A 25,634-nucleotide genomic window follows, 5' to 3' on the forward strand; every position below is an offset into this window, starting at 1 on the left:
ACGCGCCTTATGAGGCGCGTTTTTCATGGGTAGCTGCTGTGGCGATCAGTGGGTGTGCAAACCACCATTGACCGAAAACTCGGCACCCGTCGCATAGCCGCCATCTTCCGATGCCAGCCAGGCGATGATTGCCGCGATCTCGGTGGGCTCGCCCAGGCGCTTCATCGGGATGGTGCCAACGATTTTCTCCAGCACATCGGGGCGGATGGCCTTGACCATGTCGGTGCCGATATAGCCGGGGCTCACCGTGTTCACGGTCACGCCCTTGCCGGCCAGCTCCTGGGCCAGGGCCATCGAGAAGCCGTGCATGCCTGCCTTGGCAGCGGAGTAGTTGGTCTGGCCCGCCTGGCCCTTGGCGCCGTTGACCGAGCTGATGTTGACGATGCGGCCCCAGCCTTTTTCCACCATGTCGGCGACGACCTGCTTGGTCACATTGAACATGGAGTTGAGGTTGGTTTCGATCACTGCCTGCCAGTCATCGGGCGTCATCTTGATGAACATGCGGTCGCGGGTAATGCCGGCATTGTTCACCAGCACATCGATGCTGCCGTGCTCCGCCTTGGTCTTGGCAAAGGCTTCGACGGTGGATTCCCAGTTGCCGACATTGCCTACCGAAGCGTGGAACTCATAGCCCAGCGCCTTTTGCTCGCCCAGCCATTTTTGGAAATCGCGCGTGGGCCCGCAGCCCGCAATCACCTTGAATCCATCTTTGTGCAAACGCTGGCAAATGGCCGTCCCAATGCCTCCCATACCGCCGGTTACGTAGGCCACTTTTTGACTCATTCACATCTCCTTGGTTTTGCTTGAAATGCCTGTGCACTACCACTGTAACCAAGAAACGAGGTGTGCAAACGCTCGTTTACGCCAAGCGAACAATTTCTTGCAGTAGCCCTTAATTTCGGCGATTTTGACCGGCTATTGCAACAAAAACGCGCCTGATTAACGCGCGGTTTTGATCGTTTTCGCGCCGCATCCTCGCAAACCCTATCACGAAGCAGACAGCCATAGTCAGGTATTTTTATGACAGTTCAATGGCCCTCAATGACGGAACAAGCACCAGCCCTTCCAAGCCCTCAGCCCTGTCTTGCGCGGCGACGGGCGCACATCAAAAAACCGCCCCGAGAGGCGGTTGCGATGCAAGCGATGCGGGGGAAGAACGGCTTAGAGACGTTCCACCGCCAGCGCCACGCCCATGCCACCGCCAATGCACAGGCCGGCGATGCCGCGCTTGGAGCCACGGCGCTTCATCTCGTGCAACAGAGTCACCAAGATGCGCGCACCGGATGCGCCGATCGGGTGGCCGATCGCAATGGCGCCGCCGTTCACATTGACCTTGCTGGTGTCCAGGCCCAGCTCCTGGTTCACCGCGCAAGCCTGGGCCGCAAAGGCTTCATTGAGCTCGAACAGATCGACCTCCTCGGCCTTCCAGCCGGTCTTGGCCAGCACCTTGCGCACGGCATGCATGGGGCCCATTCCCATGATCTTGGGGTCGAGGCCCACGGTGGCAAAGCCGGCGATGCGTGCCAGCGGCTCAGCCCCCAGCTCCTTGGCCTTCTTGCCGCTGGCAATCACCAGCGCAGCGGCGCCATCATTGAGGCCCGAGGCATTGCCGGCCGTCACCGAGCCGGTCTTGTCAAAAGCGGGCTTCAGGCTCGCCAGCGCTTCGCCATTGGTCTTGCGGTTGATGTACTCATCGGCCTTGAAGGCCACCGGGTCACCCTTGCGCTGCGGGATCTGCACGGTGACGATTTCTTCGTCGAACTTGCCGGCGTCCTGCGCAGCCGCTGCCTTTTGCTGGCTGGCCAGTGCAAAGGCATCCTGCTTGTCGCGGTCGATATGGAATTCCTTGGCCACGTTCTCGGCGGTGATGCCCATGTGGTACTGGTTGTACACATCCCAGAGGCCGTCGACGATCATCGTGTCGGTCATCTTCCAGTCGCCCATGCGCTGGCCGTCGCGCGAGCCGTTGAGCACGTGGGGCGAGAGGCTCATGTTTTCCTGGCCACCGGCCACGACAATCTCTGCATCGCCTTGGCCAACCGCCTGCGCTGCCAGCATCACCGCCTTGAGGCCCGAGCCGCAGACGGCGTTGATAGTCAGCGCCGGGGTCTTCTTGTCCACGCCGGCCTTGATCATCGCCTGGCGTGCGGGATTTTGGCCCACGCCAGCGGCCAGCACCTGGCCCATGATGACTTCATCGACCTGGTCGGCGCCCACCTTGGCACGGGCCAGTGCTTCCTGAATGACAGTGGCACCCAGGTCAGTCGCAGGCACCTTGGCCAGCGAGCCGCCAAACTTGCCAACTGCCGTACGCACGGCGGAGATGATGACGATGTCTTCCATGATTCTTCCTTTTCAAAATGGGCACGGATGCCGTTGTCTCAGACGGCCCTGCGCTGCAGATTATTGCACCGCAGCATGGGGTTGGCGACCCTGCAATTGCAACCAGACCGCTATGGTTTCCAGCTCAGGCCTTGGCTTGCACATAGCTGCCGGGGGCGGGCTCCAGCTCCCGGTAGTCGGTGCGCGCACGGCCATAGCTTTTGGGCGCAGCCACCTTTTTGCCGGCATGCTGGGCCAGCCACTGGCTCCAGTCGGTCCACCAGCTGCCGGGCAGCTCATCGGCACCGTCGATCCAGGCGTCGATGTCGGCCGGCAGCTGACCGTCTTCACGCAGCCAGTGGCTGCGCTTGTTCTTGGCAGGAGGGTTGATAACACCGGCAATATGGCCTGAGGCACCCATGACAAAACGCTTGTCACCGCCCAGTACCTGGGTGGATGCGTAGGCTGCGCCAATCGGCACGATATGGTCTTCGCGCGAGCCATAGATGTAGATCGGCATGTCGATCTTGCCGACATCGAGCTTCTCGCCGCAGACGCTGAGCGCGCCGGGCTGCACCAGCTTGTTTTCCAGGTAGAAATTGCGCAGGTACCAGGCGTAGTAAGGCCCAGGCAGGTTGGTGCAATCGCTGTTCCAGTACAGCAGGTCGAAGGGCGGTGGTGTCTCGCCCTTGAGGTAGTTGCCCACCACATAGTTCCAGACCAGGTCCACCGGGCGCAGAAAGCTGAAGGTCGAGGCCAGTTCCTGGCCGGGCATCAGGCCGTTCTGGCCCATGGTCAGCTCGCGGAACTTGACAAAGTTCTCGTCGATGAAGACATCGAGAATGCCGGTGTCCTGGAAATCCACCAAGGTGGTGAGCAAGGTGGCACTGGCCACCGAGTCATCGCCGCGTGCCGCCAGCACCGCCAGCGCGTTGACCAGCATCGTGCCGCCTACGCAAAAGCCCAAGGCGTTGATCTGGGGTTTGCCGGAGATGGCCTTGACCACCTCGATCGCTTCGAGCACCGCGCCGCCGATATAGTCGTCCCAGCCCTTGCCCCCCAGGCTGGCATCCGGGTTGCGCCAACTGACAACAAAGGTGCGGTGGCCCTGGGCCACGCTGTAGCGGATCAGCGAGTTGTCGGGCTGCAGATCGAGGATGTAGTACTTGTTGATGCAAGGGGGTACAAACAGCATCGGCCGCTCATAGACCTGGGCGGTCAGCGGCTTGTATTCGATGAGCTGAAACAGCTCGTTCTGGAAGACCACCGCCCCTTCGCTGGTGGCCACATTGCGCCCGACTTCAAACAGCGACTCATCGGTCATCGAGACATGGCCCTGGCGCATGTCGGCCAGCATGTTCTGCAGGCCCTGGGCAATGCTCTGGCCCTGGGTGTCGAGCGCCTTTTGCTGCGCTTCGGCATTGAAGGCCAGAAAGTTGCTGGGCGCCGTCGCTGCCAGCCACTGCTCCACGCCAAAGCGGACACGCGCGCGGGTTTTCTCATCGCCTTGCACCGCATCGACCATATCCATCATGGTCTTGGCATGCAGCGCATAGCTGGCCGCGGTGAACGTGGAGACCGGGTTTTGCTGCCAGGCGTCGCCGGCAAAGCGGCGGTCCTTGGGCAAGGCCACCTCGCCCTTGGCGCCTTCGGTCCACAGCGCCAAGGCCGCTTGCGCGTACTGCGCCTGGATGGCCTGCAGCTTGGCCATGTCAAAACTGACGGGGGGCGTGCCCGCTGGCAGCGCCCCCAGACCGGCGGTAAAGCCCTGGGGTGCGCCTACCGCATTGAAGGGAGATGCCATGGTCTGCATGGACTGCATGCGCTCCATCCATTGCTGGGTCATCTGGCTGAGTTGCTGGAACTGGTCGCTGCCCAGTCCCCAATACGGTTGCTGCGTCATCGTCGTCTCCCTGAACAGGCTCCATGTTGGGCATGGGCTTGTGTGCATCTTAGGCGCAAAAAATGGCAGCCGTGTGCTGGTGGGCAGCAAGTTCGGGTAAATTCCAGGGCATGTACCTGATAGCGATAGCCTGGCTGTATGTGGTGGTGTTGATGGCGGTGGTCGAGGCCGCCAGCCCCCAGGGCAGCCTGCTGGGCGCCTTTTTCACCTTGCTGCTGTATGGCGCGCTGCCGCTGGGTTTGCTGCTGTTCATCGCCGGCACCCCTGCGCGGCGCCGCATGCGCCACCGGGCCGAAGCCGAGGCGCAACAGGCCCCTGCCCCACCGCCGCCCGATGCCTCTTAAAGTCGCTTAATGCGCTTAATGCGCTGAATGCCGCAGCCGCAGGCTGCTGAACACACCCGACATCGCGGCAAAACCGGCTGCCAGGTAGAGCGCCACCGTCGTGCCATGGCCGCTGGCCACCGGCCACAGGGTGAAGATGATGGCCACCAGCACCGCACCCAGCGATTGCCCGGTCAGCCGCGCCGTGCCCAGCATGCCGCTGGCCGCGCCGGCACGGGCCAGCGGTGCCGAGGTCACGATGGTGTGGTTGTTGGGTGACTGGAACAGCCCAAAGCCCAGGCCGCACAAGGCCATGCGCCAGCCGATGTTGAGGTCGCTCGGGTCGACTGGCAGCAGCGCCAGGCTCAAGAGGCCCAGCGCCAAAATCGCCATGCCGATGCCGCCGAGCAGACCGTCTTCTACCCGGCCGATCAGCCGCCCCGCCAGCGGAGCCACCAGCACAATCGCCACCGACCAGGCCGTCATCAGCATGCCAGCGGCAAAATGGCTGCGCTGCAGCGCGTCCAGCAGCAAGAATGGCAGCGCGATAAAGGACAGCATCTGCGCCGCAAAGGCGCCAATCGATGCCCCCATGGACAGCGCAAAAACAGGAATGCGCAGCAAGTCCAGCGGCAGCAAAGGCAGGCTCAGTTTGCGTTGGCGCAGCACATACCAGGCGCCCAGCAGCAGGCCCAAGCCCAGCATCAGCCAGCCTGAGGCGGACGAGCCGCCCGACTCCATGCCATGTCGTGCGCCGATACGCTCGGCCCCCAGAAACACCAGCGAGAACATCGCAAAATTCAGCGCCACATCAATCGGCGTCAACTTGGCATGCGGTGCATCCAGCAGCTGCTGCGGGTTGCGCGGCAAGGCCTTGCGGCCCAGCCACAGGGTCAGAATGCCCAGCGGCACATTGATCGCAAACAGCCAGGGCCAGCTGGCCACCGACAGAATCAATGCCGCCACACCAGGGCCGGCCACCGACGAGATGGCGACCACCAGTGAGTTGAGCGCCATGCCCTTGCCCAGCTTGGCCGCCGGGTAGGTCAAGCGCACCAGTGCGGCATTGACGGCCATCACCCCGGCCGCGCCCATGCCCTGCAGGCCGCGCGCTGCAATCAGCAGCCACAGCGACTGGGCCAGCATGGCCACGGCCGATGCCAGCGTAAAACACACGAGCCCCACCAGGTAGACCTTGCGGTAGCCAATGCGCTCGCCCAGCGCTGCCAGAGGCAGCAGCAGGCCCAAGGTGCCCAGCTGGTAGGCATTGATGACCCAGATCGCCTCGGCAGGCGACGCCTGCAGCTCCTTGGCCACCGTGGGCAGCGCCAGGTTCATGATACTGCCATCGAGCACGGCCACGATCAGGCCCAGCACGATGACCAGCATCGCCAGGCGCCGCTCGGGCATGGGCAGACCCTCGCTCAGCGAGGCCGGTTGCATGCGCGCCTCAGCCATGGCAGATCACCGGCATGTGTGGATGGGCAGTTTTCATACGGCGACGCTTTCCACCGCCTGGGGCTTGCCCGGGTAGAGCATGGTCAGGTGGGGAATGCCGTCTTCCAGATAGGGCTCCGAGACAACGTCGAATCCGCAGCCTTCGTAGAATTTTTGCAAATAGGCCTGCGCGCCAATGCGAATGGCGGTGCCTGGCCACAGACGGTCGGTTTCGGCCATCGCGTGGCGCATCAGCTCCCAGCCAGCCCCCGTGCCGCGCATCGCCTGCATGACGGCCACGCGGCCAATCGACGGCTCTGCATAGGCCAGGCCCGGCGGCAGCACCCGTATATAGGCCTGCAGCCTGCCTTGCGCATCACGCCCCAGCAGGTGCCAGGCGTCCTGGTCTTTGTAGTCCAGGTCCTGGAAGGCAACCTGCTCGGCAATAAAGACCTGGCAGCGCACATGCAGCAGGTCATACAGCTGCTGCAGATTGAGCGCCGCAAAGGGCTGGAAGGACCAGCTCAGCTGGTCCAGCGTCGAAGAAGGCTTTGGCATGTTCTGTCCATCTATCGGGGGCCTGGGGACAGCGGCCACAGGCCCAGTTGCGCTCTAGCGCCGCATTGCGCACGCGCGGAAATCAGTCGGTCTTGATCTGCTTTTTGGCGGCCTGCAAGGACTGCACCACCTCGGGCATCACGTACTTGAACGTGCCCGTTGCATGGCTGCACAAGGCGCCCTGCTCGTCATACAGCCAGGCCTCGCAAAAGGCCATGCGGCTGCTGCGCGAGAGCAGCTTGCCCTTGGCCACCAAGGCGCCTTTGGCTGGCGCCATAAAGCTGGTTTTCATCTCGATCGTCACCGCGCCACTGCCAGGGATGGCACTGCGCGCCGCATGGGCCATGGTCACATCAAGCAAGGTCATCGATGCACCGCCATGGGTGACTTCGTAGCTGTTGAGGTGCTCGGGCCGGGCCCGGTAATGCAGCTCCGCCTCGCCGTTTTCCCAGCGGTGCAAGCTAAAGCCCAGGTGGCTGACAAAGGGAATTTCAACTTCAAAGGGCAGCACAGCACAGGCTCCAGCAACAGGCAAGCGTGGAGCATACCGCCTTTGGGCGCTGCCCTGGGGCAAACCCTGACATACAAGCGACAGCCAGTCGGGCAATACGCTGGCGGCGCTGTTTGACCAGGTTCTTACAGCGTGGCGATGGCCACGCCCCCGCGCAAACGCTGCTGCACCACGGTGGCCATACCGGCAGGGGCCTGGGCCAGCAAGGCGGGCCAGGCGCTCTGCGCCTGCCGCACCATGTCCTTGAGCAGGCTGATATGGCGCGGCACGCGCAGCAGACCGGCGGCCTTCAGGAGGGCCGCCACATCGTCCCAGCCAAGCGCCCGCATGCTGCTGTCAATGGCCTTGTTGACGGCGTACTGTTGCGGGGCCGAACCCTCAAAGAAGGCGGCGACGCAGACACAGTCGTAGACGGGAGCCAGGCGCGGCTGGCGCCCATCAGGGTAGACCAGCGCCCAGTTCTTCAGGTGCGCATCGGTATTGCCCATCAGGATGGCGGCCACTGTGCGGGCCAAAAACTCGCGGGTATCGGCGACGGGCTGGGGGCTCAGGCGATCGAGCACGCGCAGCATCGTCGGCCAGTCCTGCTGCAGGCCCTTGCCATATTTGTGGCGCGGCGCATAGCCCAGGGCCTGGTTGAACTCCTCCATGTGCACACGGGTGCCGTCTGGCAGGTGGTCAAAGCGCTGCACGGCCAAGATCTCGTCAAACGGCAGGTGCTCGGGCAGATCGGCCTGTGCGCGGCTGATGATCTGTGCATCGGCCGTTGTCAGCCCCAAGGCCTGGCACAGCTGGTAGCAGCTGTACTCATTGGCCACCAAGTCGGGGTGCTGGGTGCTGGGCAGCTTCAGGATCACGCTGCCCGCCGCGCCCCGGCGGCGTACGGTATAGCGCCGGCCATCCTGCACGGCACTGAACTTGGTGACGATGCCTGGCAGCGACGCGGCATCGGCCACCGGAAATTCGACAAAACCGGGCTCCAGCACATCGAGGCCTTGCGAGGTGTGCCAGTGGCGCACCACGTCGGGAATGGCCTCGTCGCGCGGCACGGGCTCCACTTCCAGCGCACCCATCAGGTCGTGGCCGGCAGCGGCCAGCAGCTCAAACTCGTCATCGGGCGAGCAGCCCCGCTCAGCGGCCAGGCGCTGGCGGTTATGGCCCTCGGGCAGCAGGTTCTGAAAGTAGACCGGCCAGCGCCCATCGGTGCGCACCAGCCGGGCGTCGCGCGCGGCATGCAGGATGCGCTGGGTGTCTGCCTCCGTCGCGCCCTGGTAGCTGAGCGAGAGCACAGGCCGCTCTGGATCTGCGATATAGCTCTCCTCGAACGAGACGCGCAGGATATCGCCGTACTGCGACAGGTAGCCAATCGCACGCCGCCCACCGCCCATGCTGCCGGGCAGGTGCATATAGAGACGCAGGTAGCGGATGGAGGTGCTCATTCAGTGCCTCGCTTGCGCCTAGCTTGCCTCAGGGCTTGCGGCCCGCCAGGCTGTCTACTACCGAAGGGGGGGCTTCCGCACCGGTCGGCTGGCCCAAAAACTTGCCGCCCGACTGGATAAAGGCCTGCAGCGCGGGCAGCAAATCAGCGGGCACCGCCACCAACTGCATGCCCAGCACCCGGGCCATTTCGGCCACGGTCGAGTAGCGCGGGTCCACATCGCCGGTTTCGGTGCGCTGCACCGCCATGCGCGAGAGCCCTGCCTGTTCGGCCAGTTGGGCCTGGGTCAATTGCTGGGCTTTGCGGGCTGCCACCAAGGTGGCCATCAAAGAGGTAGTCATGCTGCATATTCTACTCTTTTTTGATGAAATGAGTAGATTAAATAGCACACTCAGATGCAAAAAGATTACTAAAGTACTCATTTTAATAAAAATGAGTACTTTAGTAGCAAAGCTTGGGCGATAGCAGAGCGTTTAGGCCACCCAGATGCAGGCGGCAAAGCGCCCGGTGCCACCGCCGGGCGAGCCGTCTCGCCGGTGCGAGAAAAACCGCTCTTTGTTGGCCACGGTGCACCAGTCCTGGCTGCCGTCATTGCCAAACAACGCCCCAAGGCCCAAGCGCTGCAAGCGGTGGCGGGCGAGGCCGCTCAGGTTGGCAAAAAACTTGCCCGGTTTGCCGGGTACAAACAGCGGCGCGCAAGCTGGATCCGGCCCCACAAAGGCGGCCTGCACCTCGGCACCCACCTCAAACGCAGGCTGGCTGATGCAAGGACCCAGCCAGGCCATGGTTTGCGCGGCAATCTGGGCATCGCTCAGGCCAGCCTGGCCCGCCTGCCGGCGCACGCGATCGGCATAGGCGGCAAAGCAGCTCTCCAGCACCCCTACCCCGTCCTGCCCCAGCAAGCCCCGCCAACCGGCGTGGGCGGCGCCTACCACCGGCAGCTGCTGGTGGCAGAACAACACGGGCAGGCAATCGGCCGCCATCACGGTGCAGCCCAGCCCGGGTACATCGCTGACACTGGCATCGGCCGGCTGCTCAGCGCCGCCGCCCTCGCCCAGCACCTGCACCTGGCGGCCGTGCACCTGGCGCACAAATACCGGCTGGCGGGGGCGGGTCTGGTCGGCACCGTAGCCGCCCTGCTGCTCCAGCGCCTGCATGGCCTGGGCGAGCAGCAGCCGGTTGCTTTGCACATGGCCGGGCACATCGCCCACGTTAAAGCTCAGGTTGGTGGTGCCAAACAGGCCTTTGCTGGCACCGCCGCCACGCGTGGTGCAGAGCGCAAACACGCCCGGTGGCGTAGGCCACTGGGGCAGCAGCCAGTCAGCCGGAAAGCGGGTGGACGCAGCGCCACTCATGGCTGGGCATCCGGGCAGGCGGCGGGCTGGGCTTTTTGCACCGCATCGGTCGCAAAGGCCGCCTCGTAGGCGGCCATCGTCAGCGGCAGGCCTTCAAGATGGACCTTGAAGCGCTGGGCATTGAAGACTTGCGGCACCAGCGCGCAATCCGCCATCGTCAGGCTATCGCCCCAGCAAAAACGCGATGGTGCCAGGCCTTGCGCCTGGCGCTCGGCCGCCAGCAGCACCAGCTGGCGCTCAAAGGCTTCCAGCCCGGTGCGGCACCAGTGCTGGTACCACTGGGTTTTTTCAGCATCGCTGTGGCCCAGCTCGCCGGTCAGGTAGGCCAGCACGCGCAGGTTGTTGATCGGGTGGATCTCGCAGGCCACTTGCAGGGCCAGCGCACGGATGCGGGCACGGGCCAGCGCATTGCCCGGCAGCATGGAAGGCGTTTGCGGGTAGGCCTCGTCCAGCCACTCGATCACGGCCAGCGACTGGTTCAGCCACAGGCCGTCATCGGTCTCCAGCGCGGGCACCAGCGCGTCGCCCACATGGCTGGCAAAGGCGGGTTCGCGGTGCTCGGCCTTGACCAGGTGCACCGGCAGGTAGTCATAGGCCAGGCCCTTGGCCTGCATCGCAATGCGCACCCGGTAGGACGCGGACGAGCGGAAATAGTTGTGCAGCTTCATGGCGACCGAGCATAACGCAGGGCGGTGCAACTGCGGGTGGGCCAGTCACCCGCATGACAGCTGTCGCTGTCTCGCATGCCAAGACCAGCAAGGGCTGTGCCTGGGAGCCTGCAGGCTGCTTTGTTTTGCCGCATAATTTTTGGCACCGCTTCAACCGGGCGGTTTTCTCCCGCCTCCAACCAAAGTCCAGCATGAGCCAATACGTCATCCCTCCAGCCTCGCCAACCGGCGTACCTGTTCAAGGCAGCGACCAGCTGTTCCCCGTGCGCCGCGTCTACTGCGTGGGCCGCAACTACGAAGATCATGCCAAGGAAATGGGCTTCACCGGTCGCGAGGCGCCCTTCTTCTTCATGAAGCCCGCCGACGCGGTGGTGCCCGTGGCTACCGGCAGCACTGGGCAGATCGCCTACCCAACGCTCACCAGCAACCTGCACCACGAAATCGAGCTGGTGGTGGCCATTGGCAAGGGCGGCAAGAACATTGCTGCAGCGGACGCCGCCGCGCACATCTGGGGCTATGGCGTGGGCCTGGACATGACCCGCCGCGACCTGCAAAACGAGATGAAAAAGCAAGGCCGCCCCTGGGAAATCGGCAAGGCCTTTGAAGGCAGTGCGCCCATCGCAGCCCTGGTGCCCGCCGCCCAGGCCGGTGATGTCAACAACGCCGAGATCTGGCTCAAGGTCAATGGCGCCGAACGCCAGCACAGCAATGTGCAAAAGCTGATCTGGAACATTGCCGAGACCATTGAAGTGATCTCGCAAGCCTGGGAGCTGCAAGCCGGTGACCTGATCTTCACCGGCACGCCCGAAGGCGTGGCCGCTGTCGTCAAGGGCGATGTGCTCGAAGGCGGTGTGACGGGCCTGCCCTCGTTGAAGATCGAACTGGTGTAAGGCCAGGACAACGCGCCACCCACTGCGGTGGCGCTTTTTTTCGTCCCTGGCCGCGAGCAGCGCGACCTTGACGCACAATAGACCGCATGACCTCACGCGCCCCCGTTGATTTTTGCCGCCGCTGCGGCACCCAGGTTGAGCACCGCCTGCCCGATGATGGCGACACCAAGATCCGCGCGATCTGCCCCGCCTGCCATACCGTGCACTACGAGAACCCGCTGAACGTGGTGGGTACCGTCCCCTATATGGGCGACAAGGTGCTGCTGTGCCTGCGCAATATCGAGCCGCGCAAAGGCTACTGGACCTTGCCGGCCGGCTTTATGGAGCTCGATGAGACCACCGGCCAGGGCGCCGAGCGCGAGACCGATGAGGAAGCCGGCGCCGACATCACGATGGGCCCGCTGTTCTCGCTCGTCAATGTGCCGCATGTCGGCCAGGTACACCTGTTCTACCTGGCCCAGCTGCAGAGCACCGAATTCAAGCCCGGCTGGGAGACCATCGAAGCGCGGCTCTTCAGCGAGGCCGAGATCCCCTGGGACCAGATCGCCTTTCGCACCGTCAAGGTCACCTTGCAGCGCTATTTTGAAGACCGCAAGCGCGGCGCATTCGGCATCCATGTGATCGATCTGGAGACGCCCGCCGGCCCCTTGGTTCCCCCCAAGGCCGCCCAAGCCTCCACCCCATCGACCACTTCCTGACCAGCGTGCCACCCATGACTTCTACCTTCACCCGCACCTCCTCAGTCCGCCGCCGCCTGCTGGGCAGCTTGGTACTGCCCGCCGTGGCGGCCAGCAGCGCCTGGCTGCCAGGCCTCGCCCATGCCGCCAAGCTGCAGGACATGGCGCTGGCCCTGGTCGAGAAATACAAGCTTGGCCACAGCCTGCCCCAGGTGGGTTTGCAGATTGCGGCCAAATCGCCCGAGTACCAGGCCTTGGTCGACAAGATGGGCCAGCAGCAAGCGGGCCAGGCGATGATTGCGGCCACGCGCTCGGTCGCAGCCGACTACCAAAAGCGCTGGGACACGCAGCTGGCTGCCGCCTACGCACAGAATTTCAACGAGGCCCAGCTGCAGTCCTTGCTCGACCAAGGCCCCCAATCGCCGCATGCGCAACTGATGCAGAGCAAGCAGGCCGACATCAACCGCATGATGCAGCAATCGAGCTCGGGCCTGCTGCGCGAGATGATGACCAAGGCTTACGCCAAGGCGCAGCAGCCAGCCGCCGCGCCCAGCCCGGCTGCCAAAAAGACCAAGCCCTGAGTCGCTGAGCTGCCCTCCTGCGCAGGGCGTGGTGCGGCAACGCCAGCCCACATGACAATGCCGTATCCGCTAACAGCGGGTACGGCATTTTTGATGGACTGGTTATTTAGCGGCTGTCGCGCTTGGCCTGTGCCGCCCGGGTTTTGGACTGGCCGCTAGCCTTGATTTTCTTGTTCACCGGCTGGGCCTTGATGGGGTTGCCCCGGCTGGCCGCTGCCGGCTGGCGCGTAGGCACCGCGCCGCGCGCAGCCGCTGCAGCATTGCCGCCAACCTGGGCGCTGGCAGCAGCCGTTTTGCGTGCTTTGGCGGGCGCTGCTGCCGCCTTCTTCGCAGGGGCCTTGGTGGACTTGGCCGCTGGTTTTTTGACCGCAGCTGGCTTCTTGGCTGCGGGCGCCTTCACGGCCGTCTTGGCTGCTTTGCGCGGCGCGGCGGCCACCATTTTCGTTGCAGACTTGGTAGCCGGCTTTTTCGCAGCGCCCTTGACTGCCGGCTTGGCTGCGGTCTTGCTTGCTGTCTTCGTTGCTGTTTTGCTTGCAGTCTTCTTGGCCGCCTTCGCAGGGGCGGCTGCAGGCTTGGCGGCTGCGCCTGCCGCGCCCTTGAGGGCCGTGGCCTGCAGCTTGGCCAGCCGCTCTTCAAAACGGCCCAGCAGGTCCTGCATCACATCGGCTTTGAGCTCGGTGCGGTTGTTCTCATTGCCCGCAGGCCGGCGCGCAGCGGCCGATCCCTTCTGGGTTTTGACCGTCTGGCGCTGGTAGAGATCGCGGTACTTGGCGCGCAAGGTACGGCTGCGGGTGATCTTGCTGCTGAGCTGGCGCTCGGTCAGATCCTTGATCGCATTGGCACGGCTGGCTTGGAACAGCTCCAACTCAGGCTTGGTCAGCAAGGTCTGAACTTGTCTCAGGGTATAGCTCACGGCATCTCCTCTGCATAAAAAAAGCAGGGCCGCCGGATCGCAGCCACTGGTATTTTTCATCGTATTGACATCTGGCGCATGCCAATGTCAGAGAAAGCCCCTATCCCAAGGGCTGCAGCAGCTGCCAGGCAGCGCTGCCTGCCGTGCAGTTTGCGTCAGATCAAGGCGCGCCGTTTTGCAGGAGCCGCAGCATCGCTGCCTCGTCCAGCACCGTCACGCCTAGCTCCTGCGCCTTGGTCAGCTTGCTGCCCGCATCGGCGCCGGCCACCAGGTAATGGGTCTTCTTGCTGACCGAGCCGGAGACCTTGGCGCCTGCGGCTTCGAGCAGGTCCTTGGCTTCATCACGGCCCATGGTGGGCAAGGTGCCGGTCAGCACCACGGTCATGCCAGCCAGAATCTGCGCGGGCTTTTCGGCAGGCACCGCCTCGTCCCAGTGCACGCCCGCAGCGCGCAGCTGCTCGACCACTTCGCGGTTGTGCGGTTGCGCAAAAAAGGTGTGCAGGCTGTTGGCCACCACCGGGCCCACGTCGTTCACCTGCAGCAGCTCGTCGACCGAGGCATCCATGATCGCGTCGAGCACACCAAAGTGCTTGGCCAGATCCTTGGCGGTGGATTCGCCCACATGGCGAATGCCCAGGCCAAACACAAAGCGGGCCAGCGTGGTTTTCTTGGAAGACTCCAGCGCCGCCAGCACATTCTGTGCGGACTTCTCTGCCATGCGCTCGAGGCCCGACAAGGTCGCAATACCCAGCTTGTAGAGGTCGGGCAGGCTGCGGATCACGCCGCTGTCGACCAGCTGGTCCACCAGCTTGTCACCCAGGCCTTCGATGTCCATCGCACGGCGGTGCGCATAGTGCAGGATGGCCTCCTTGCGCTGGGCCACGCAGAACAGGCCACCAGTGCAGCGGTGGTTGGCCTCGCCTTTTTCACGCACCACATCGCTGCCGCAGACCGGGCATTGGCTAGGCATCGAGAAGTTGGGCACATACTGCGGCCGCGCACCAGGCACCCGTCCTGCCACCTCGGGGATCACATCGCCCGCGCGGCGCACGATGACATCGTCCCCCACCCGCACGCCCTTTTTGCGGATGTCGAACACATTGGACAGGGTGGCGTTGGTGACGGTGACGCCACCAACAAACACCGGCGCCAGACGCGCCACCGGCGTCAGCTTGCCGGTGCGGCCCACCTGCACTTCAATGCCTTCGAGCCGCGTCACCATCTCCTGGGCCGGGTACTTGTGGGCCACGGCCCAGCGCGGCTCACGGCTGACAAAGCCCAGCTCCAGCTGCAGCGCGCGGCTGTTGACCTTGTAGACCACGCCATCGATCTCGTAGCCCAGGTTGGCGCGTTCGGCACCCATGCGCTGGTGAAAGGCCACCAGCTCATCAGCGCCCTTGGCCACGCAGACCTGCGGCGCCACCGGAAAGCCCCAGGCGCGCAGCTGCATCAGCATTGCGTAGTGGCTGTCCCACTGCATGCCGCCCTGGGCCACCGGCGTCACCTCACCCAGGCCATAGGCAAAAAAGGACAGCGGACGCTGGGCCGTAATGTTGGAGTCAAGCTGGCGCACCGCGCCCGCTGCCGCATTGCGCGGGTTGACAAAGGTCTTGCCGCCAGCAGCTTCCTGCTTGCGGTTGAGCGCATCAAAATCATCGCGGCGCATATAGACTTCGCCGCGCACTTCCAGCACGGGTGGCACGGCGGCATCCTGGCGCAGCTGCAGCGGTATCTGGCGGATGGTGCGAATATTGTGGGTGACGTCCTCGCCCACTTCGCCATCGCCGCGCGTGGTGGCCTGCACCAGGCGCCCGCCCTCGTAGCGCAGGTTCATCGCCAGGCCGTCGAATTTGGGCTCGGCGACATACTCGACCGGCGGGTCACTGGGATCGAGGCCCAGCTCCTTGCGGATGCGCGTATCAAAGGCCTGCGCGCCGCTGGCTTCGTTGTCGGTCTCGGTGCGGATGCTGAGCATCGGCACCGCATGGCGCACGGGGGTCAGGCCGTCCAGAATGGCGCCGATCACGCGCTGGGTCGGCGAGTCCGGGCTCAGCAACTCAGGATGGGCTTTCTCCAGTGCTTCGAGCCGCTGGTAGACGCGGTCGTACTCGCCATCGGGCACCGTGGGCGCATCCTGCACATAGTACTCATGCGCCCATTGCTCCAGCTGCGCGCGCAAGGCCTGCACCTCGGCGGCGGCATCCTGCGGGGCATCGCCAGCGGGCGACGCGAAAAGATCAATATTCTCAGCCATGCGGCTTGACTCCGAAAATCTGGCAAAGCGCGGGGCTCTGCGTGGTCTGATGCCTGCGACTATACGGCCAAAGCCGCGCATTCATTGCGTAAACAGCGGCGCCCAGAACGCAAAAAAGGCTGCACAGGCAGCCTTTGGCAAAACGCTGGCGGCTTAGCTGAACAAACGTCTTGCGGCCAGCGAGCCCGCTGCCAGGTCGCGCTGCTCGAGCTGGTCGTACAGGTTCTCCAAATCCTGGGCGATGGGGTCGACCACCATGATCGGCAGGGGCGTGCCATTTTGGTCGCAGATGACACCGTCCATCTCGGCGCACAGCGCCTCGGCAGCGGTGCGCATCTTGTCGAAAGGCTTTTCGCTGCGCGCCACATGCGGCACATCCAGGCTCAGCAGCACATCGCGCAAGGCGCTGGCTTCCGGGTCGTCGGCCAGCGCGGCCTGCGCGTCATAGGTCAGCGCCAATATGGCAGGCATCTGCTCGATGCCCGAAGGCATCACCATGCGGCCAGGGCCAGCGGGCACAAAGCCATGCTTGGCGGCCACCTGGGCCACATAGCCGGGGCTCCAGGAGGCGCGCTTGGCGCGCAGCATAAAGGCCAGCTGCGCATCATGCTCGCTGGCAAAGGCGTCGAGCTCGCGGGCGCGGGCCACTTCCTGCAGCATGTCGGGCGTGTCCTGCGCCGCGCCAATGCTGTCGGCGAACTGCTGGACCTTGGTGACGAACTCGGAAAACTCGATCTCGTTCATCGGGCCATGGCGGTTGGCCAGCTGCACGCCGGCCTGGAAACCGGTGTAGCGGGCGCCGGCGCGTGGCAGCTCCCAGGTCTGGCTGGTCTCGTTCAGGCCTTCGATGTTGAAAGCCTTGTTGCCGGCGCGAAAGCTGCTGGGCATGGCCGCGATGGCCGCATTGCCCGAGACGATGCCGTCGGTATGGATGGTCGCGATCGCATCGGTGAGCGGGTCGAGAATCTGCTGGCGGTCGCCCAGGTAGGTACCGGGGTTGCCGCTGCGCGCCACCGCGCCTGCGCCAAAGGCATCAGCGCTGTGGCCGCTCAAGCGGGGCCCCTGGCCGCCCAGTTGGGCATCGAGCACCGGGTCACCGGTGGCTGACGATGCCGCGCGGCCATCAAAGCCGGGCTCGTAGCGCAGCTCGGAGTCGCCGCTCTGGCCGGGCTCTTCGGGCCGGGGTTTTTTGGGCTCGTTGCGGCGTGCCGACCAGGTGTTGTAGGCGATGTACAAAACCAGAATGACACCAAAGGTGATCACCAACGCCAGTTGAAAATTACTCATACGACTTCGTTTTTAAAAATCTTTCACGCCGAATCGGCCATCGACAAGGCAGATTCCATATCCACGGCCACAATGCGCGAGACGCCCTGCTCCTGCATTGTCACACCAATCAGCTGCTGGGCGATCTCCATCGCGATCTTGTTGTGGCTGATGAAGAGGAACTGCGTGCTGCGGCTCATCGAGGCCACCAGCTTGGCATAGCGCTCGGTATTGGCATCGTCGAGCGGCGCGTCCACCTCATCGAGCAGACAGAACGGCGCCGGGTTCAGCTGGAAGATCGCAAACACCAGCGCAATCGCGGTCAGCGCCTTCTCGCCGCCCGACAGCAGATGGATGGTCTGGTTCTTCTTGCCCGGCGGCTGGGCCATCACCTGCACGCCCGAGTCCAGAATCTCGTCGCCGGTGATGATCAGCTTGGCCTGGCCGCCGCCAAAGAGCTCGGGGAACATGCGGCCGAAATGGCTGTTGACGGTGTCAAACGTGCCCGAGAGCAACTGCCGGGTTTCGGCATCGATCTTCTTGATCGCGTCTTCCAGGGTTGTCATGGCCTGGGTCAGGTCGTCCATCTGCGAGTCGAGGAAGGTCTTGCGCTCGCGGGCGTGGTTGAGTTCATCGAGCGCAGCCAGATTGACGGCGCCCAGCGCTTCAATCTCGCGGTGCAGGCGGTCGATTTCGCCCTGCAGACCGGTCAGGCGCACCTGGCCGTCCTTGACCGAGGCGGCGATGACCTCCAGATCAGCCTGGGCTTCCTGCAGCAAGGTCGTGTACTGCTCCAGGCCCAGTTGCGCGGCCTGCTCCTTGAGCTTGAACTCGGTGATGCGGTCGCGCAGCGGCTGCAGCTCGCGCTCAAACTGCTGGCGGCGCTCATCGCTGCTGCGCAGCCGGGCGGTCAGGTCGTCGTACTCGCTGCGGCGCGCAGCCAGGTCCTTCTCGCGCTCCATCTTCAGGTTCAGCGCATCTTGCAGGCCGCCTTGCGCCGCCGCGTCGTTCAGGCGCTTTTGCTCCTCTTGCGCGCGCAGCTGTTCATCGCCCAGGGCCTTGGCCTGCTGCAACGCCGTTTCCATCGTGCGGTTGAGCTCGGCGCGGCGCGCTTCCATGCTGCGCTGGCCAAACACCGCTTCCTGCGACTGGCGCTCCAGTGCACGCAGCTGCTCGCGGGCGCTGGCAAGCTTGCGCTCGGACTCATAGACGGTCTCATCGAGCTGGGCATGGCGCTCCTGGCTGTCGGCCAGCTGCATGTCCAGCTCTTCAAAGCGGGCCTCAGCCGCAATCCGGCGCTCCTGGATCTCTTCGAGCTGCTGCACCACTTCACCCAGGTCGGTGTCGATCTGCGCGGTGCGGGCGCGGGCCTGCTCGGCCAGCTGGGTCAGGCGCAAGGTCTCGACCTGCAGCTCATGGGCGCGGTTGCGGGTTTGCGCAGCCTCGGCGCGCACGGCCACCAGGCGCTGCGAGGCATCGGCATAGGCGCTCTCGGCACGCACCAGCGCATTGCGCGCCTCTTCGCCAATCAGCGATTGGGCGCGCAGCTCCTTTTCCAGATGTTCGATTTCCTGGGCCCGGGCCAGCATGCCCGACTGCTCGGAGTCCTGCGCATAAAAGCTCACGCTGTGCAGGCTCACCGAATGGCCGGTTGGCACAAAAATGGTTTCACCCGCCTGCAGGCGGCTGCGCTGGGCCAGTGCCTCGTCCAGGCTGGGGCAGGTGTAGCAGCCGCAGAGCCAGTCGACCAGCACGGCGCGCAGGCCGGCATCATGGACACGCAGCAAATCGGACAGCTGCGCGAGTTTGCCAGCAGGAGCTGCGGCCGGTGCTTGGGGCACGCTGTAGAAAGCCAGGCGGGCGGGTGGCGCATCCTGGGCACCTGCGCCCAAAAAGCCGCGCACCATGTCGAGGCGGCTGACTTCCAGCGCGGCCAGGCGCTCGCGCAGTGCCGCTTCAAGGGCGTTTTCCCAACCGGGTTCGACCTGGATGCGGCTCCACAGGCCCTGCAAGCCATCGAGCCCATGCTTGGCCAGCCAGGGCTGCAGCTTGCCATCGGTCTTGACCTTTTCCTGCAAGGCCTTGAGGGCCTCGAGCCGCGCCGACAGATCGGCCTGCTTGGCGCCTTCCTGGTTGACCTGCTGCTGCTTGCTGCGCCGCGCTTCATCGAGCTGGGGCACGCTGTCCTGCAGCTCCAGCAGGCGCCCCTCGGCAATCTCGGCGGCCTCGGCCGCTTCCTCGTTTTGCTGCTGCAGGTTGAGCAGACGGGTCTCGTCGGGCGCGGCCATCGCATTGCGGTCGCTGCGCAATCGTTCGCTGCGCACTTCCAGGCCACGGCTTTGTTCGTTCAGGCTGCGCTGCTCAGCGGCCAGCACCTGGATCTGCTGCTGCACCTGGGTGACGGAGCTGCGCTGCTCATTGGCGCGCTGCTGGGCCAGGCGCAGCGCCTCTTCCATATCGGGCAGCTGCAGGTTTTGCTCTTCAAGCTGAGCGGCCAGCATCTCGGCGCGCTCCTCGGCATCCATGCCCTGGCCGGCCAGGTTCTCCAGCTCGGCCTCGGATTCGTCCTTGCGAATGGTCCACTGCGCAATCTGCTCGGCCAGCTGCACCAGGCGGTTTTCCACGCGCTGGCGGCCTTCAACCACATAGCGGATTTCCGCTTCGAGCCGGCCGACTTCGGCCGTGGCCTCGTAGAGCTTGCCCTGCGCCTGGTTGACGATATCGCCTGCAGCATAGTGCGACTGGCGGATGGTCTCCAGATCCGCCTCGACATGGCGCAGATCGGCCAGGCGCGACTCCAGGTCATTGACGGCCTTGAGGCCATCGATGCGCACCTTCTCCTGCTCCTGCTCGGCATCACTGCGTTTCAGGAACCACAGCTGGTGCTGCTTCAAGGTGGCGCTGGCATTGAGCGCGTTGTACTTGGCCGCCACCTCGGCCTGCTTTTCCAGCTTGTCGAGGTTGGCATTGAGCTCGCGCAGGATGTCCTCGACCCGGGTCAGGTTCTCGCGCGTGTCGTTGAGGCGGTTTTCGGTCTCGCGGCGGCGCTCCTTGTACTTGGAGACGCCAGCGGCCTCTTCAAGGAACAGGCGCAGCTCTTCGGGGCGCGACTCGATGATGCGGCTGATGGTGCCCTGGCCGATGATGGCGTAGGCACGTGGGCCCAGGCCCGTGCCCAGAAACACGTCCTGCACATCGCGCCGGCGCACCGGCATGTTGTTGATGAAGTAGCTGCTGCTGCCGTCGCGCGTGAGCACGCGCTTGACCGCTATTTCGGTGTACTGGCTCCACTGGCCGCCGGCGCGGTGGTCGCTGTTGTCGAACACCAGCTCCACGCTGGAGCGGCTGGCGGGCTTGCGGTGCGTGGTGCCGTTGAAGATCACATCCTGCATGGACTCGCCACGCAGCTCGCTCGCCTTGGATTCGCCCAGCACCCAGCGCACCGCATCCATGATGTTGGACTTGCCGCAGCCATTGGGGCCGACCACGCCCACCAGTTGCCCTGGCAGCATGAAATTGGTGGGCTCCGCAAACGATTTGAAGCCAGCAAGCTTGATGGAATTGAGGCGCACAGTGCTCGTTTTCTCTTGGATGGGCGGCGATCACCTGCCTGGCGCTGTCGCAAGCGGGCCGGGCCACGCAAGGTGGAGCTGGCCCGGCATGGCCGGCAGGTGCCCGAGGGCCCAGGGATCTCTTCTGATGAAGCAAGCGGTAGAACTCAGGCCGACATAATAACCGGCCCTCCTGGCCCACCAGGGACAAAAGCGCCTGCTGCTGCGGTTTTGCGCCCTGGGCAGGGTCAAATAATGTTGCGCCGCCGCTGCGCTGCGCCCTGCGGGGCCAGACTTGCGGTATAGACACAGGGCCACGCAGGGAAAGCCGCAAGGCAGACAATGGCTGCATGGATTCAAGCATGTCTAAGCGCCCGGCGGCTACTGCTGCCACCGCATCCACCCCGAGCGAAGCAGCCCCTGCCCTGCAGCCCGGCGCCCAGTGGCACAACGGTTTTGCCAGCCTGCCGCCAGTCTTCTACACCCGGCTGCAACCCACGCCGATGCCGCAGCTGGCCATGCATGCGCGCAATGAGGCACTGGCCCAGGACATGGGGCTGCGCCCCGAATGGCTGGCCAGCAGCGAGGCGACCCAGGTGCTGGGCGGCAATGCGCTGCTACCGGGCATGGATGCGCTGGCCAGTGTCTACAGCGGCCACCAGTTTGGCCACTGGGCAGGCCAGTTGGGCGACGGCCGGGCCATTTTGCTGGGCGAAATCCGATCGGCGACTGCCCCCGAGGGCCTGGAGCTGCAGCTCAAAGGCGCAGGCAAGACGCCCTATTCCCGCATGGGCGATGGGCGCGCGGTGCTGCGCTCGTCCATCCGCGAATACCTGTGCAGCGAGGCGATGCACGGCCTGGGCGTGCCCACCACGCGTGCGCTGTCGCTGGTCACCTCCCCGCAGCCCATCTACCGCGAGACGGTGGAGACCGCTGCCGTTGTCGCCCGCGTGGCGCCCAGCTTTGTGCGCTTTGGCCATTTTGAGCATTTTGCCGCCCGTGATGACCAGGACAGCCTGCGCAAGCTGGCGGACTATGTGGCCGAGCGCTACATGCCAGCTGTTGCCCAACACGCCAGCGGCAGCGCAGAGCGCTATGCCGCGTTTTTGGCCGAGGTGGCCGAGCGCACCGCGCGCATGATTGCGCTGTGGCAGGCCCATGGCTTTTGCCATGGCGTGATGAACACCGACAATATGAGCATTCTGGGCCTGACCATCGACTACGGCCCCTTCCAGTTTCTGGACCACTACGACGCCAACCATATCTGCAACCACAGCGATACCGGTGGCCGCTATGCCTTTGCCCGCCAGCCGCAGGTGGCCTACTGGAACCTGTTCTGTCTGGGCCAGGCTCTGCTGCCGCTGATTGAAGACGAGGCCACCACCCTGGCCGCGCTGGAGCGCTACAAAACCGCGCTGGAGCCTGCGATGCAGCGGGCGCTGGGCGCCAAGCTGGGCCTCGATCCTGCGCGCAGCACCGCGCCCGAAGCGGTGGCCGCTGTCGTCAACCCCTTGCTCGCCCTGATGCAGCAGCACCGCACCGACTACAGCCTGTTCTGGCGTGCGCTGTCGCAAGCGGTGGCCGATGACCGCCTGCCGGCGCTGGCCCCATGGTTCAATGGCGATGCGGCCTTTGAGACCTGGCGCGAGCAGTACCAGGCGTTGCTGCAGCCCGGCGACGCAGCAGCCACCGCTGCGCGCATGTTTGCCGCCAACCCGCGCTATGTGCTGCGCAACCACCTGGGCCAGCAAGCCATCACCGCCGCCCAGCTGGGCGACTGGGCACCGTTTGCCCGCTTGCAAACCGTGCTCGCAACACCATATGCAGAGCATCCCGGCTGCGAAGACCTGGCCGCCCTCCCGCCCGACTGGGCGCAACATATTGAAATCAGCTGTTCATCATGAGCTTTCCCGTCCAAAAATCGGATGCCCAATGGCAGGCCGAACTCGCATCCAAGCAAGCCGAATCGGTGGCCTACCAGGTCACCCGGCATGCCGCCACCGAACGCCCTTTTACCGGCAAGTACGAGGCCCACTGGGCCGATGGCAGCTACCACTGCATCTGCTGCGGCGCCAAGCTGTTTGACAGCGACACCAAGTTTGACGCGGGCTGCGGCTGGCCGAGCTTCTCCGAAGCCGTTCCCGGCGCGATCCAGGAAAACGTGGACCGCAGCCATGGCATGGTGCGGGTGGAGACGGTCTGCGCCCAGTGCGGGGCCCACCTGGGCCATGTGTTCCCGGACGGCCCCCAGCCCTCCGGCCTGCGCTACTGCATGAACTCGGCTGCGCTGGACTTTGAAAAGCAGGACTAAGAACCTGTTCAATGCCAGGCTTGCCCCTGCCATGACAGGCCGGGGGCAAGCGCGGCGCGGAACTTTGGCTGCCGCCCGCGCTCTGACACCCCGGCAAGCCAAGGCGAGCACTTCAGCCCGGCTTAAGCTGGCCGCAAAATAGCTCGCGTATCATTGGCGGCTTGCCTGCAGACGCGCTCTTCAACCACACACAAGCACCCAAAGCCCTGCTCTCTTGTCCGCACCGCGCTCCGGCTTTTGAGCCATGCCGTGCACAGCCCGCATCGCCTGATATGAAATTTTTGATTGATTTTTTCCCCATCCTGCTGTTTTTCGCAGCGTTCAAGGTCTGGGGCGTGTTTGTGGCCACCGGGGTGGCCATTGTGGCGACCATTGCGCAAATCGCCTACCTGCGCTTCAAGGTCGGCAAGGTGGAACCCATGCAATGGATCAGCCTGGGCGTGATCGTGGTGTTTGGCGGCGCGACCCTGCTTTTCCACGACGAGTCTTTCATCAAGTGGAAGCCCACCGTGCTGTACTGGGTGATGGCGGCCGTGCTGCTGGGCGGCCAGTGGTTCTTCAACAAGAACCTGATGCAAAAGCTGATGTCGGCGCAAGTGCAGCTGCCCCAGCCCGTCTGGAACACGGTCAATTACAGCTGGGCGATCTTTTTTACCATTATGGGCATCGTCAATATCTGGGTCGCCTACCAGTTTGATCTGGACACCTGGGTCACTTTCAAGATGTTCGGCGGCCTGGGCCTGATGCTGGTCTTTGTGCTGGGCCAGGCCATGTACCTGAGCCGCCACATCCAGCACAACCCGGAAGACCAACCCTGATCTGCGGCCTGAGCCTGCTGCCTCTCAGTCAGGCTCCCCGCCAGACCGCGCTACTCCCCTTTTCTCTATGCAAGCCCAGGACATTACCGCCACCGCCATTGAAGCGGTGCTGCGCGACAAACTCTCGCCCACCCAGTTGGAAGTGATCGACGAAAGCGGTCTGCACGCCGGCCATGTGGGCGCCAATGGCAGCGGATTTGGCACCCATTTCCGGCTGCGCATCGCTTCACCCTTATTTACTGGCACATCACGCATAGCCCAGCATCGGCTTGTGTATGATGCGCTCCAAGCATTCATTGACGCGGGTTTACATGCCCTTGCCATTGAAGTCCTGCATACACCAAAACAATGAAATCACTGGTGTATATTTCCTTCATAGATAAACAATTTGGATTTCGCATGAAAAAACAGCTCTTGTCCGGTCTGGTTGCAGCTGCCCTGCTTGGTTCAGCCGCGCTGCCTGCAGTGGCCCAAAACATTGGCATCGTCAATGGCAAGCCAGTGCCCTCGTCCCTGCTGCAGACCTTCAAGGAACAAATGGAGCGCAGCGGTCGCCCGGTGAGCGCCGAGCAAGAAGGCCAGATCAAGGAAGCCATCATTGAGCGCGAAATCTATGCCCAGGCTGCCAAGGCCCAAGGCCTGGACGCGACCGAGTCCTTCAAGGGCCAGGTCGAGCTGGCGCGCCAAGGCATCCTGACCCAGGAGCTGTTTGCCGCCTACGAAAAGGCGCACCCCATCTCTGACGCGGCTGCCAAGGCCGAGTACGACAAGTTCGTCGCGACCAACCAAGGCAAGGAATACCACGCCTTCCACATCCTGGTGGACAGCGAAGACAAGGCCAAGGCCCTGATCGCCCAAATCAAGAAGGGTGCCAAGTTCGAAGACCTGGCCAAGAAGGAGTCCAAGGATCCTGGATCGGGCCAGCGCGGTGGCGATCTGGACTGGGGCAATGCTGCCAACTACGTGCCTGAGTTCTCCGAAGCGATGACCAAGCTGAAGAAGGGCCAGATGACCGATACCCCGGTCAAGACCCAGTTCGGCTACCACATCATCCGTGTGGACGATGTGCGCGAAGCGCAACTGCCCAAGTTTGACGAAGTCAAGCCCCAGATCGAGCAGCAACTGCGCCAGCAACAAATCCAGAAGTACCAGCAAGAGCTGCGTGAAAAGGCCAAGGTCGAGTAATTCTCGCCACCTCGCTTGTACTTGCAACCCCTGCCCCGTGCAGGGGTTGTGCTTTGTGGGCTGCAGCCTGCCACTGTGCGGCGCTACACTCGGATGGCTCTGGCTGGCCCCTGAAGGTCGGCCTTCTTCCTTGCGGCAGCCCTGCGCTGCCGCTGCCTTTACAAGAAAGAAAACCCCATGCGTCTTTTGCACACCATGCTGCGCGTTGGCAATCTCCAGCGCTCCATCGATTTCTACACCCAGGTGCTGGGCATGCGCCTGCTGCGCACCTCGGAAAACCCCGAGTACAAGTATTCGCTCGCCTTTGTCGGCTACGAAGACGGCAACCCTGGCCAGGCCGAGATCGAGCTGACCTACAACTGGGGCACCGAGAGCTATGACCTGGGCACCGCCTATGGCCATATCGCCCTGGGCGTGCCCGATGCTTACGCTGCCTGCGAAAAGATCAAGGCCAATGGCGGCAATGTCACCCGCGAAGCCGGCCCGGTAAAGGGCGGCACCACGGTGATCGCTTTTGTGACCGATCCTGATGGCTACAAGATTGAACTCATCCAACGCGCCGAAAGCAGCGCCGGCGGCGGCCTGCGTTAATACCGGCCTGGGCGTCTGTCAGTAACGCCCGCTACATCCTAAAAGCCAGGCACCTGCCTGGCTTTTTTGCATTCGAAGCGCG

Annotated in this window: 24 protein-coding genes; 10 read left to right on the forward strand and 14 right to left on the reverse strand. The window is 64.0% G+C overall.

Going from position 1 to position 25,634, the window contains the following annotated elements; translation table 11 throughout:
* Positions 1-45: 45 nt before the first annotated feature.
* From phbB to WH265_RS00715, 3 genes are all read right to left on the reverse strand, one after another.
* A complete protein-coding gene (phbB, locus tag WH265_RS00705) occupies positions 46-783 on the reverse strand; it encodes an acetoacetyl-CoA reductase (RefSeq protein ID WP_021028090.1) in 738 nt (245 codons plus the stop codon).
* Between the two features lie 378 nt (positions 784-1,161).
* Positions 1,162-2,343, reverse strand: coding sequence for an acetyl-CoA C-acetyltransferase (locus tag WH265_RS00710; RefSeq protein WP_021028091.1), 1,182 nt, complete (start codon positions 2,341-2,343; stop codon positions 1,162-1,164).
* Between the two features lie 124 nt (positions 2,344-2,467).
* Positions 2,468-4,225 carry a PHA/PHB synthase family protein gene (locus tag WH265_RS00715; protein ID WP_339557025.1) on the reverse strand — a complete coding sequence of 586 codons (1,758 nt, stop codon included), beginning with the start codon at positions 4,223-4,225 and terminating at the stop codon, positions 2,468-2,470.
* A gap of 62 nt (positions 4,226-4,287) precedes the next feature.
* Between WH265_RS00715 and WH265_RS00720 the strand changes: the two genes are divergently transcribed.
* The gene (locus WH265_RS00720) at positions 4,288-4,569 is read left to right on the forward strand and encodes a hypothetical protein (RefSeq protein ID WP_312990123.1); all 282 of its coding nucleotides are present in this window, start codon (positions 4,288-4,290) and stop codon (positions 4,567-4,569) included.
* Positions 4,570-4,584: 15 nt separating this feature from the next.
* On the opposite strand, the gene WH265_RS00725 is transcribed toward WH265_RS00720, so the two are convergent.
* The 7 genes from WH265_RS00725 to maiA all read right to left on the reverse strand — a co-directional run bounded on the left by WH265_RS00725 (position 4,585) and on the right by maiA (position 10,515).
* On the reverse strand, positions 4,585-6,006 hold the full coding sequence (locus tag WH265_RS00725) for an MFS transporter (RefSeq protein ID WP_021028094.1): 1,422 nt from the start codon (positions 6,004-6,006) through the stop codon (positions 4,585-4,587).
* A 33-nt stretch (positions 6,007-6,039) separates the two neighbouring features.
* A complete protein-coding gene (locus tag WH265_RS00730) occupies positions 6,040-6,543 on the reverse strand; it encodes a GNAT family N-acetyltransferase (protein ID WP_339557026.1) in 504 nt (167 codons plus the stop codon).
* 82 nt (positions 6,544-6,625) lie between these two features.
* Positions 6,626-7,054 (reverse strand): PaaI family thioesterase, encoded by a 429-nt coding sequence (locus tag WH265_RS00735; RefSeq protein WP_021028096.1) that lies wholly within the window; start codon positions 7,052-7,054, stop codon positions 6,626-6,628.
* A gap of 125 nt (positions 7,055-7,179) precedes the next feature.
* Positions 7,180-8,493, reverse strand: a complete 1,314-nt coding sequence (locus tag WH265_RS00740; RefSeq protein ID WP_339557027.1) for a type II toxin-antitoxin system HipA family toxin — start codon at positions 8,491-8,493, stop codon at positions 7,180-7,182.
* Between the two features lie 28 nt (positions 8,494-8,521).
* Complete coding sequence (locus WH265_RS00745; protein WP_027011164.1) at positions 8,522-8,833, reverse strand: helix-turn-helix transcriptional regulator; 312 nt, start codon at positions 8,831-8,833, stop codon at positions 8,522-8,524.
* Positions 8,834-8,965: 132 nt separating this feature from the next.
* Complete coding sequence (locus WH265_RS00750; protein ID WP_339557028.1) at positions 8,966-9,847, reverse strand: polyphenol oxidase family protein; 882 nt, start codon at positions 9,845-9,847, stop codon at positions 8,966-8,968.
* A complete protein-coding gene (maiA, locus tag WH265_RS00755; protein ID WP_339557029.1) occupies positions 9,844-10,515 on the reverse strand; it encodes a maleylacetoacetate isomerase in 672 nt (223 codons plus the stop codon). Before maiA ends, WH265_RS00750 begins: the two co-directional genes overlap by 4 nt.
* Positions 10,516-10,706: 191 nt before the next feature.
* Between maiA and WH265_RS00760 the strand changes: the two genes are divergently transcribed.
* The 3 genes from WH265_RS00760 to WH265_RS00770 all read left to right on the forward strand — a co-directional run bounded on the left by WH265_RS00760 (position 10,707) and on the right by WH265_RS00770 (position 12,663).
* Positions 10,707-11,405: a fumarylacetoacetate hydrolase family protein gene (locus tag WH265_RS00760; protein ID WP_027011165.1), complete on the forward strand. Its 699-nt coding sequence runs from the start codon at positions 10,707-10,709 to the stop codon at positions 11,403-11,405.
* A gap of 86 nt (positions 11,406-11,491) precedes the next feature.
* On the forward strand, positions 11,492-12,103 hold the full coding sequence (locus WH265_RS00765) for an NUDIX hydrolase (protein WP_339518169.1): 612 nt from the start codon (positions 11,492-11,494) through the stop codon (positions 12,101-12,103).
* Between the two features lie 14 nt (positions 12,104-12,117).
* Positions 12,118-12,663, forward strand: coding sequence for a hypothetical protein (locus WH265_RS00770; protein WP_339557030.1), 546 nt, complete (start codon positions 12,118-12,120; stop codon positions 12,661-12,663).
* A gap of 106 nt (positions 12,664-12,769) precedes the next feature.
* On the opposite strand, the gene WH265_RS00775 is transcribed toward WH265_RS00770, so the two are convergent.
* From WH265_RS00775 to smc, 4 genes are all read right to left on the reverse strand, one after another.
* Positions 12,770-13,576 (reverse strand): hypothetical protein, encoded by an 807-nt coding sequence (locus WH265_RS00775; RefSeq protein WP_339557031.1) that lies wholly within the window; start codon positions 13,574-13,576, stop codon positions 12,770-12,772.
* Positions 13,577-13,736: 160 nt separating this feature from the next.
* Positions 13,737-15,830: an NAD-dependent DNA ligase LigA gene (ligA, locus tag WH265_RS00780; RefSeq protein WP_339557032.1), complete on the reverse strand. Its 2,094-nt coding sequence runs from the start codon at positions 15,828-15,830 to the stop codon at positions 13,737-13,739.
* Between the two features lie 153 nt (positions 15,831-15,983).
* Entirely contained in the window at positions 15,984-17,117 is a 1,134-nt protein-coding gene (locus tag WH265_RS00785) for a cell division protein ZipA C-terminal FtsZ-binding domain-containing protein (protein ID WP_312989989.1), read from the reverse strand.
* Between the two features lie 23 nt (positions 17,118-17,140).
* Positions 17,141-20,668, reverse strand: a complete 3,528-nt coding sequence (smc, locus tag WH265_RS00790) for a chromosome segregation protein SMC (RefSeq protein ID WP_312989988.1) — start codon at positions 20,666-20,668, stop codon at positions 17,141-17,143.
* Positions 20,669-21,009: 341 nt separating this feature from the next.
* Here smc and WH265_RS00795 point away from each other — a divergent pair, with 341 nt between their 5' ends.
* From WH265_RS00795 to gloA, 6 genes are all read left to right on the forward strand, one after another.
* Complete coding sequence (locus WH265_RS00795) at positions 21,010-22,551, forward strand: protein adenylyltransferase SelO (RefSeq protein ID WP_339557033.1); 1,542 nt, start codon at positions 21,010-21,012, stop codon at positions 22,549-22,551.
* The gene (msrB, locus tag WH265_RS00800; protein WP_339557034.1) at positions 22,548-22,958 is read left to right on the forward strand and encodes a peptide-methionine (R)-S-oxide reductase MsrB; all 411 of its coding nucleotides are present in this window, start codon (positions 22,548-22,550) and stop codon (positions 22,956-22,958) included. The genes WH265_RS00795 and msrB overlap by 4 nt, the downstream gene beginning before the upstream one ends.
* 272 nt (positions 22,959-23,230) lie before the next feature.
* Complete coding sequence (locus WH265_RS00805) at positions 23,231-23,776, forward strand: septation protein A (RefSeq protein ID WP_021028110.1); 546 nt, start codon at positions 23,231-23,233, stop codon at positions 23,774-23,776.
* A gap of 67 nt (positions 23,777-23,843) precedes the next feature.
* Complete coding sequence (locus tag WH265_RS00810; protein WP_021028111.1) at positions 23,844-24,128, forward strand: BolA family protein; 285 nt, start codon at positions 23,844-23,846, stop codon at positions 24,126-24,128.
* Between the two features lie 47 nt (positions 24,129-24,175).
* Positions 24,176-24,961, forward strand: a complete 786-nt coding sequence (locus WH265_RS00815) for a peptidylprolyl isomerase (protein WP_021028112.1) — start codon at positions 24,176-24,178, stop codon at positions 24,959-24,961.
* Positions 24,962-25,138: 177 nt separating this feature from the next.
* Entirely contained in the window at positions 25,139-25,552 is a 414-nt protein-coding gene (gloA, locus tag WH265_RS00820) for a lactoylglutathione lyase (RefSeq protein WP_339518178.1), read from the forward strand.
* Positions 25,553-25,634: the final 82 nt, after the last annotated feature.

Source organism: Comamonas sp. MYb396, assembly GCF_037479555.1.
Classification (GTDB): domain Bacteria; phylum Pseudomonadota; class Gammaproteobacteria; order Burkholderiales; family Burkholderiaceae_C; genus Comamonas.

What these genes read in the sequence shown, in the direction of transcription:
- phbB (WP_021028090.1), bottom strand. Translation starts at nt 783, where the DNA reads ATGAGTCAAAAAGTGGCCTACGTAACCGGCGGTATGGGAGGCATTGGG.
- WH265_RS00710 (WP_021028091.1), bottom strand. Translation starts at nt 2,343, where the DNA reads ATGGAAGACATCGTCATCATCTCCGCCGTGCGTACGGCAGTTGGCAAG.
- WH265_RS00715 (WP_339557025.1), bottom strand. Translation starts at nt 4,225, where the DNA reads ATGACGCAGCAACCGTATTGGGGACTGGGCAGCGACCAGTTCCAGCAA.
- WH265_RS00720 (WP_312990123.1), top strand. Translation starts at nt 4,288, where the DNA reads ATGGCAGCCGTGTGCTGGTGGGCAGCAAGTTCGGGTAAATTCCAGGGC.
- WH265_RS00725 (WP_021028094.1), bottom strand. Translation starts at nt 6,006, where the DNA reads ATGGCTGAGGCGCGCATGCAACCGGCCTCGCTGAGCGAGGGTCTGCCC.
- WH265_RS00730 (WP_339557026.1), bottom strand. Translation starts at nt 6,543, where the DNA reads ATGCCAAAGCCTTCTTCGACGCTGGACCAGCTGAGCTGGTCCTTCCAG.
- WH265_RS00740 (WP_339557027.1), bottom strand. Translation starts at nt 8,493, where the DNA reads ATGAGCACCTCCATCCGCTACCTGCGTCTCTATATGCACCTGCCCGGC.
- WH265_RS00745 (WP_027011164.1), bottom strand. Translation starts at nt 8,833, where the DNA reads ATGACTACCTCTTTGATGGCCACCTTGGTGGCAGCCCGCAAAGCCCAG.
- WH265_RS00750 (WP_339557028.1), bottom strand. Translation starts at nt 9,847, where the DNA reads ATGAGTGGCGCTGCGTCCACCCGCTTTCCGGCTGACTGGCTGCTGCCC.
- maiA (WP_339557029.1), bottom strand. Translation starts at nt 10,515, where the DNA reads ATGAAGCTGCACAACTATTTCCGCTCGTCCGCGTCCTACCGGGTGCGC.
- WH265_RS00760 (WP_027011165.1), top strand. Translation starts at nt 10,707, where the DNA reads ATGAGCCAATACGTCATCCCTCCAGCCTCGCCAACCGGCGTACCTGTT.
- WH265_RS00765 (WP_339518169.1), top strand. Translation starts at nt 11,492, where the DNA reads ATGACCTCACGCGCCCCCGTTGATTTTTGCCGCCGCTGCGGCACCCAG.
- WH265_RS00770 (WP_339557030.1), top strand. Translation starts at nt 12,118, where the DNA reads ATGACTTCTACCTTCACCCGCACCTCCTCAGTCCGCCGCCGCCTGCTG.
- ligA (WP_339557032.1), bottom strand. Translation starts at nt 15,830, where the DNA reads ATGGCTGAGAATATTGATCTTTTCGCGTCGCCCGCTGGCGATGCCCCG.
- WH265_RS00785 (WP_312989989.1), bottom strand. Translation starts at nt 17,117, where the DNA reads ATGAGTAATTTTCAACTGGCGTTGGTGATCACCTTTGGTGTCATTCTG.
- WH265_RS00795 (WP_339557033.1), top strand. Translation starts at nt 21,010, where the DNA reads ATGTCTAAGCGCCCGGCGGCTACTGCTGCCACCGCATCCACCCCGAGC.
- msrB (WP_339557034.1), top strand. Translation starts at nt 22,548, where the DNA reads ATGAGCTTTCCCGTCCAAAAATCGGATGCCCAATGGCAGGCCGAACTC.
- WH265_RS00805 (WP_021028110.1), top strand. Translation starts at nt 23,231, where the DNA reads ATGAAATTTTTGATTGATTTTTTCCCCATCCTGCTGTTTTTCGCAGCG.
- WH265_RS00810 (WP_021028111.1), top strand. Translation starts at nt 23,844, where the DNA reads ATGCAAGCCCAGGACATTACCGCCACCGCCATTGAAGCGGTGCTGCGC.
- WH265_RS00815 (WP_021028112.1), top strand. Translation starts at nt 24,176, where the DNA reads ATGAAAAAACAGCTCTTGTCCGGTCTGGTTGCAGCTGCCCTGCTTGGT.
- gloA (WP_339518178.1), top strand. Translation starts at nt 25,139, where the DNA reads ATGCGTCTTTTGCACACCATGCTGCGCGTTGGCAATCTCCAGCGCTCC.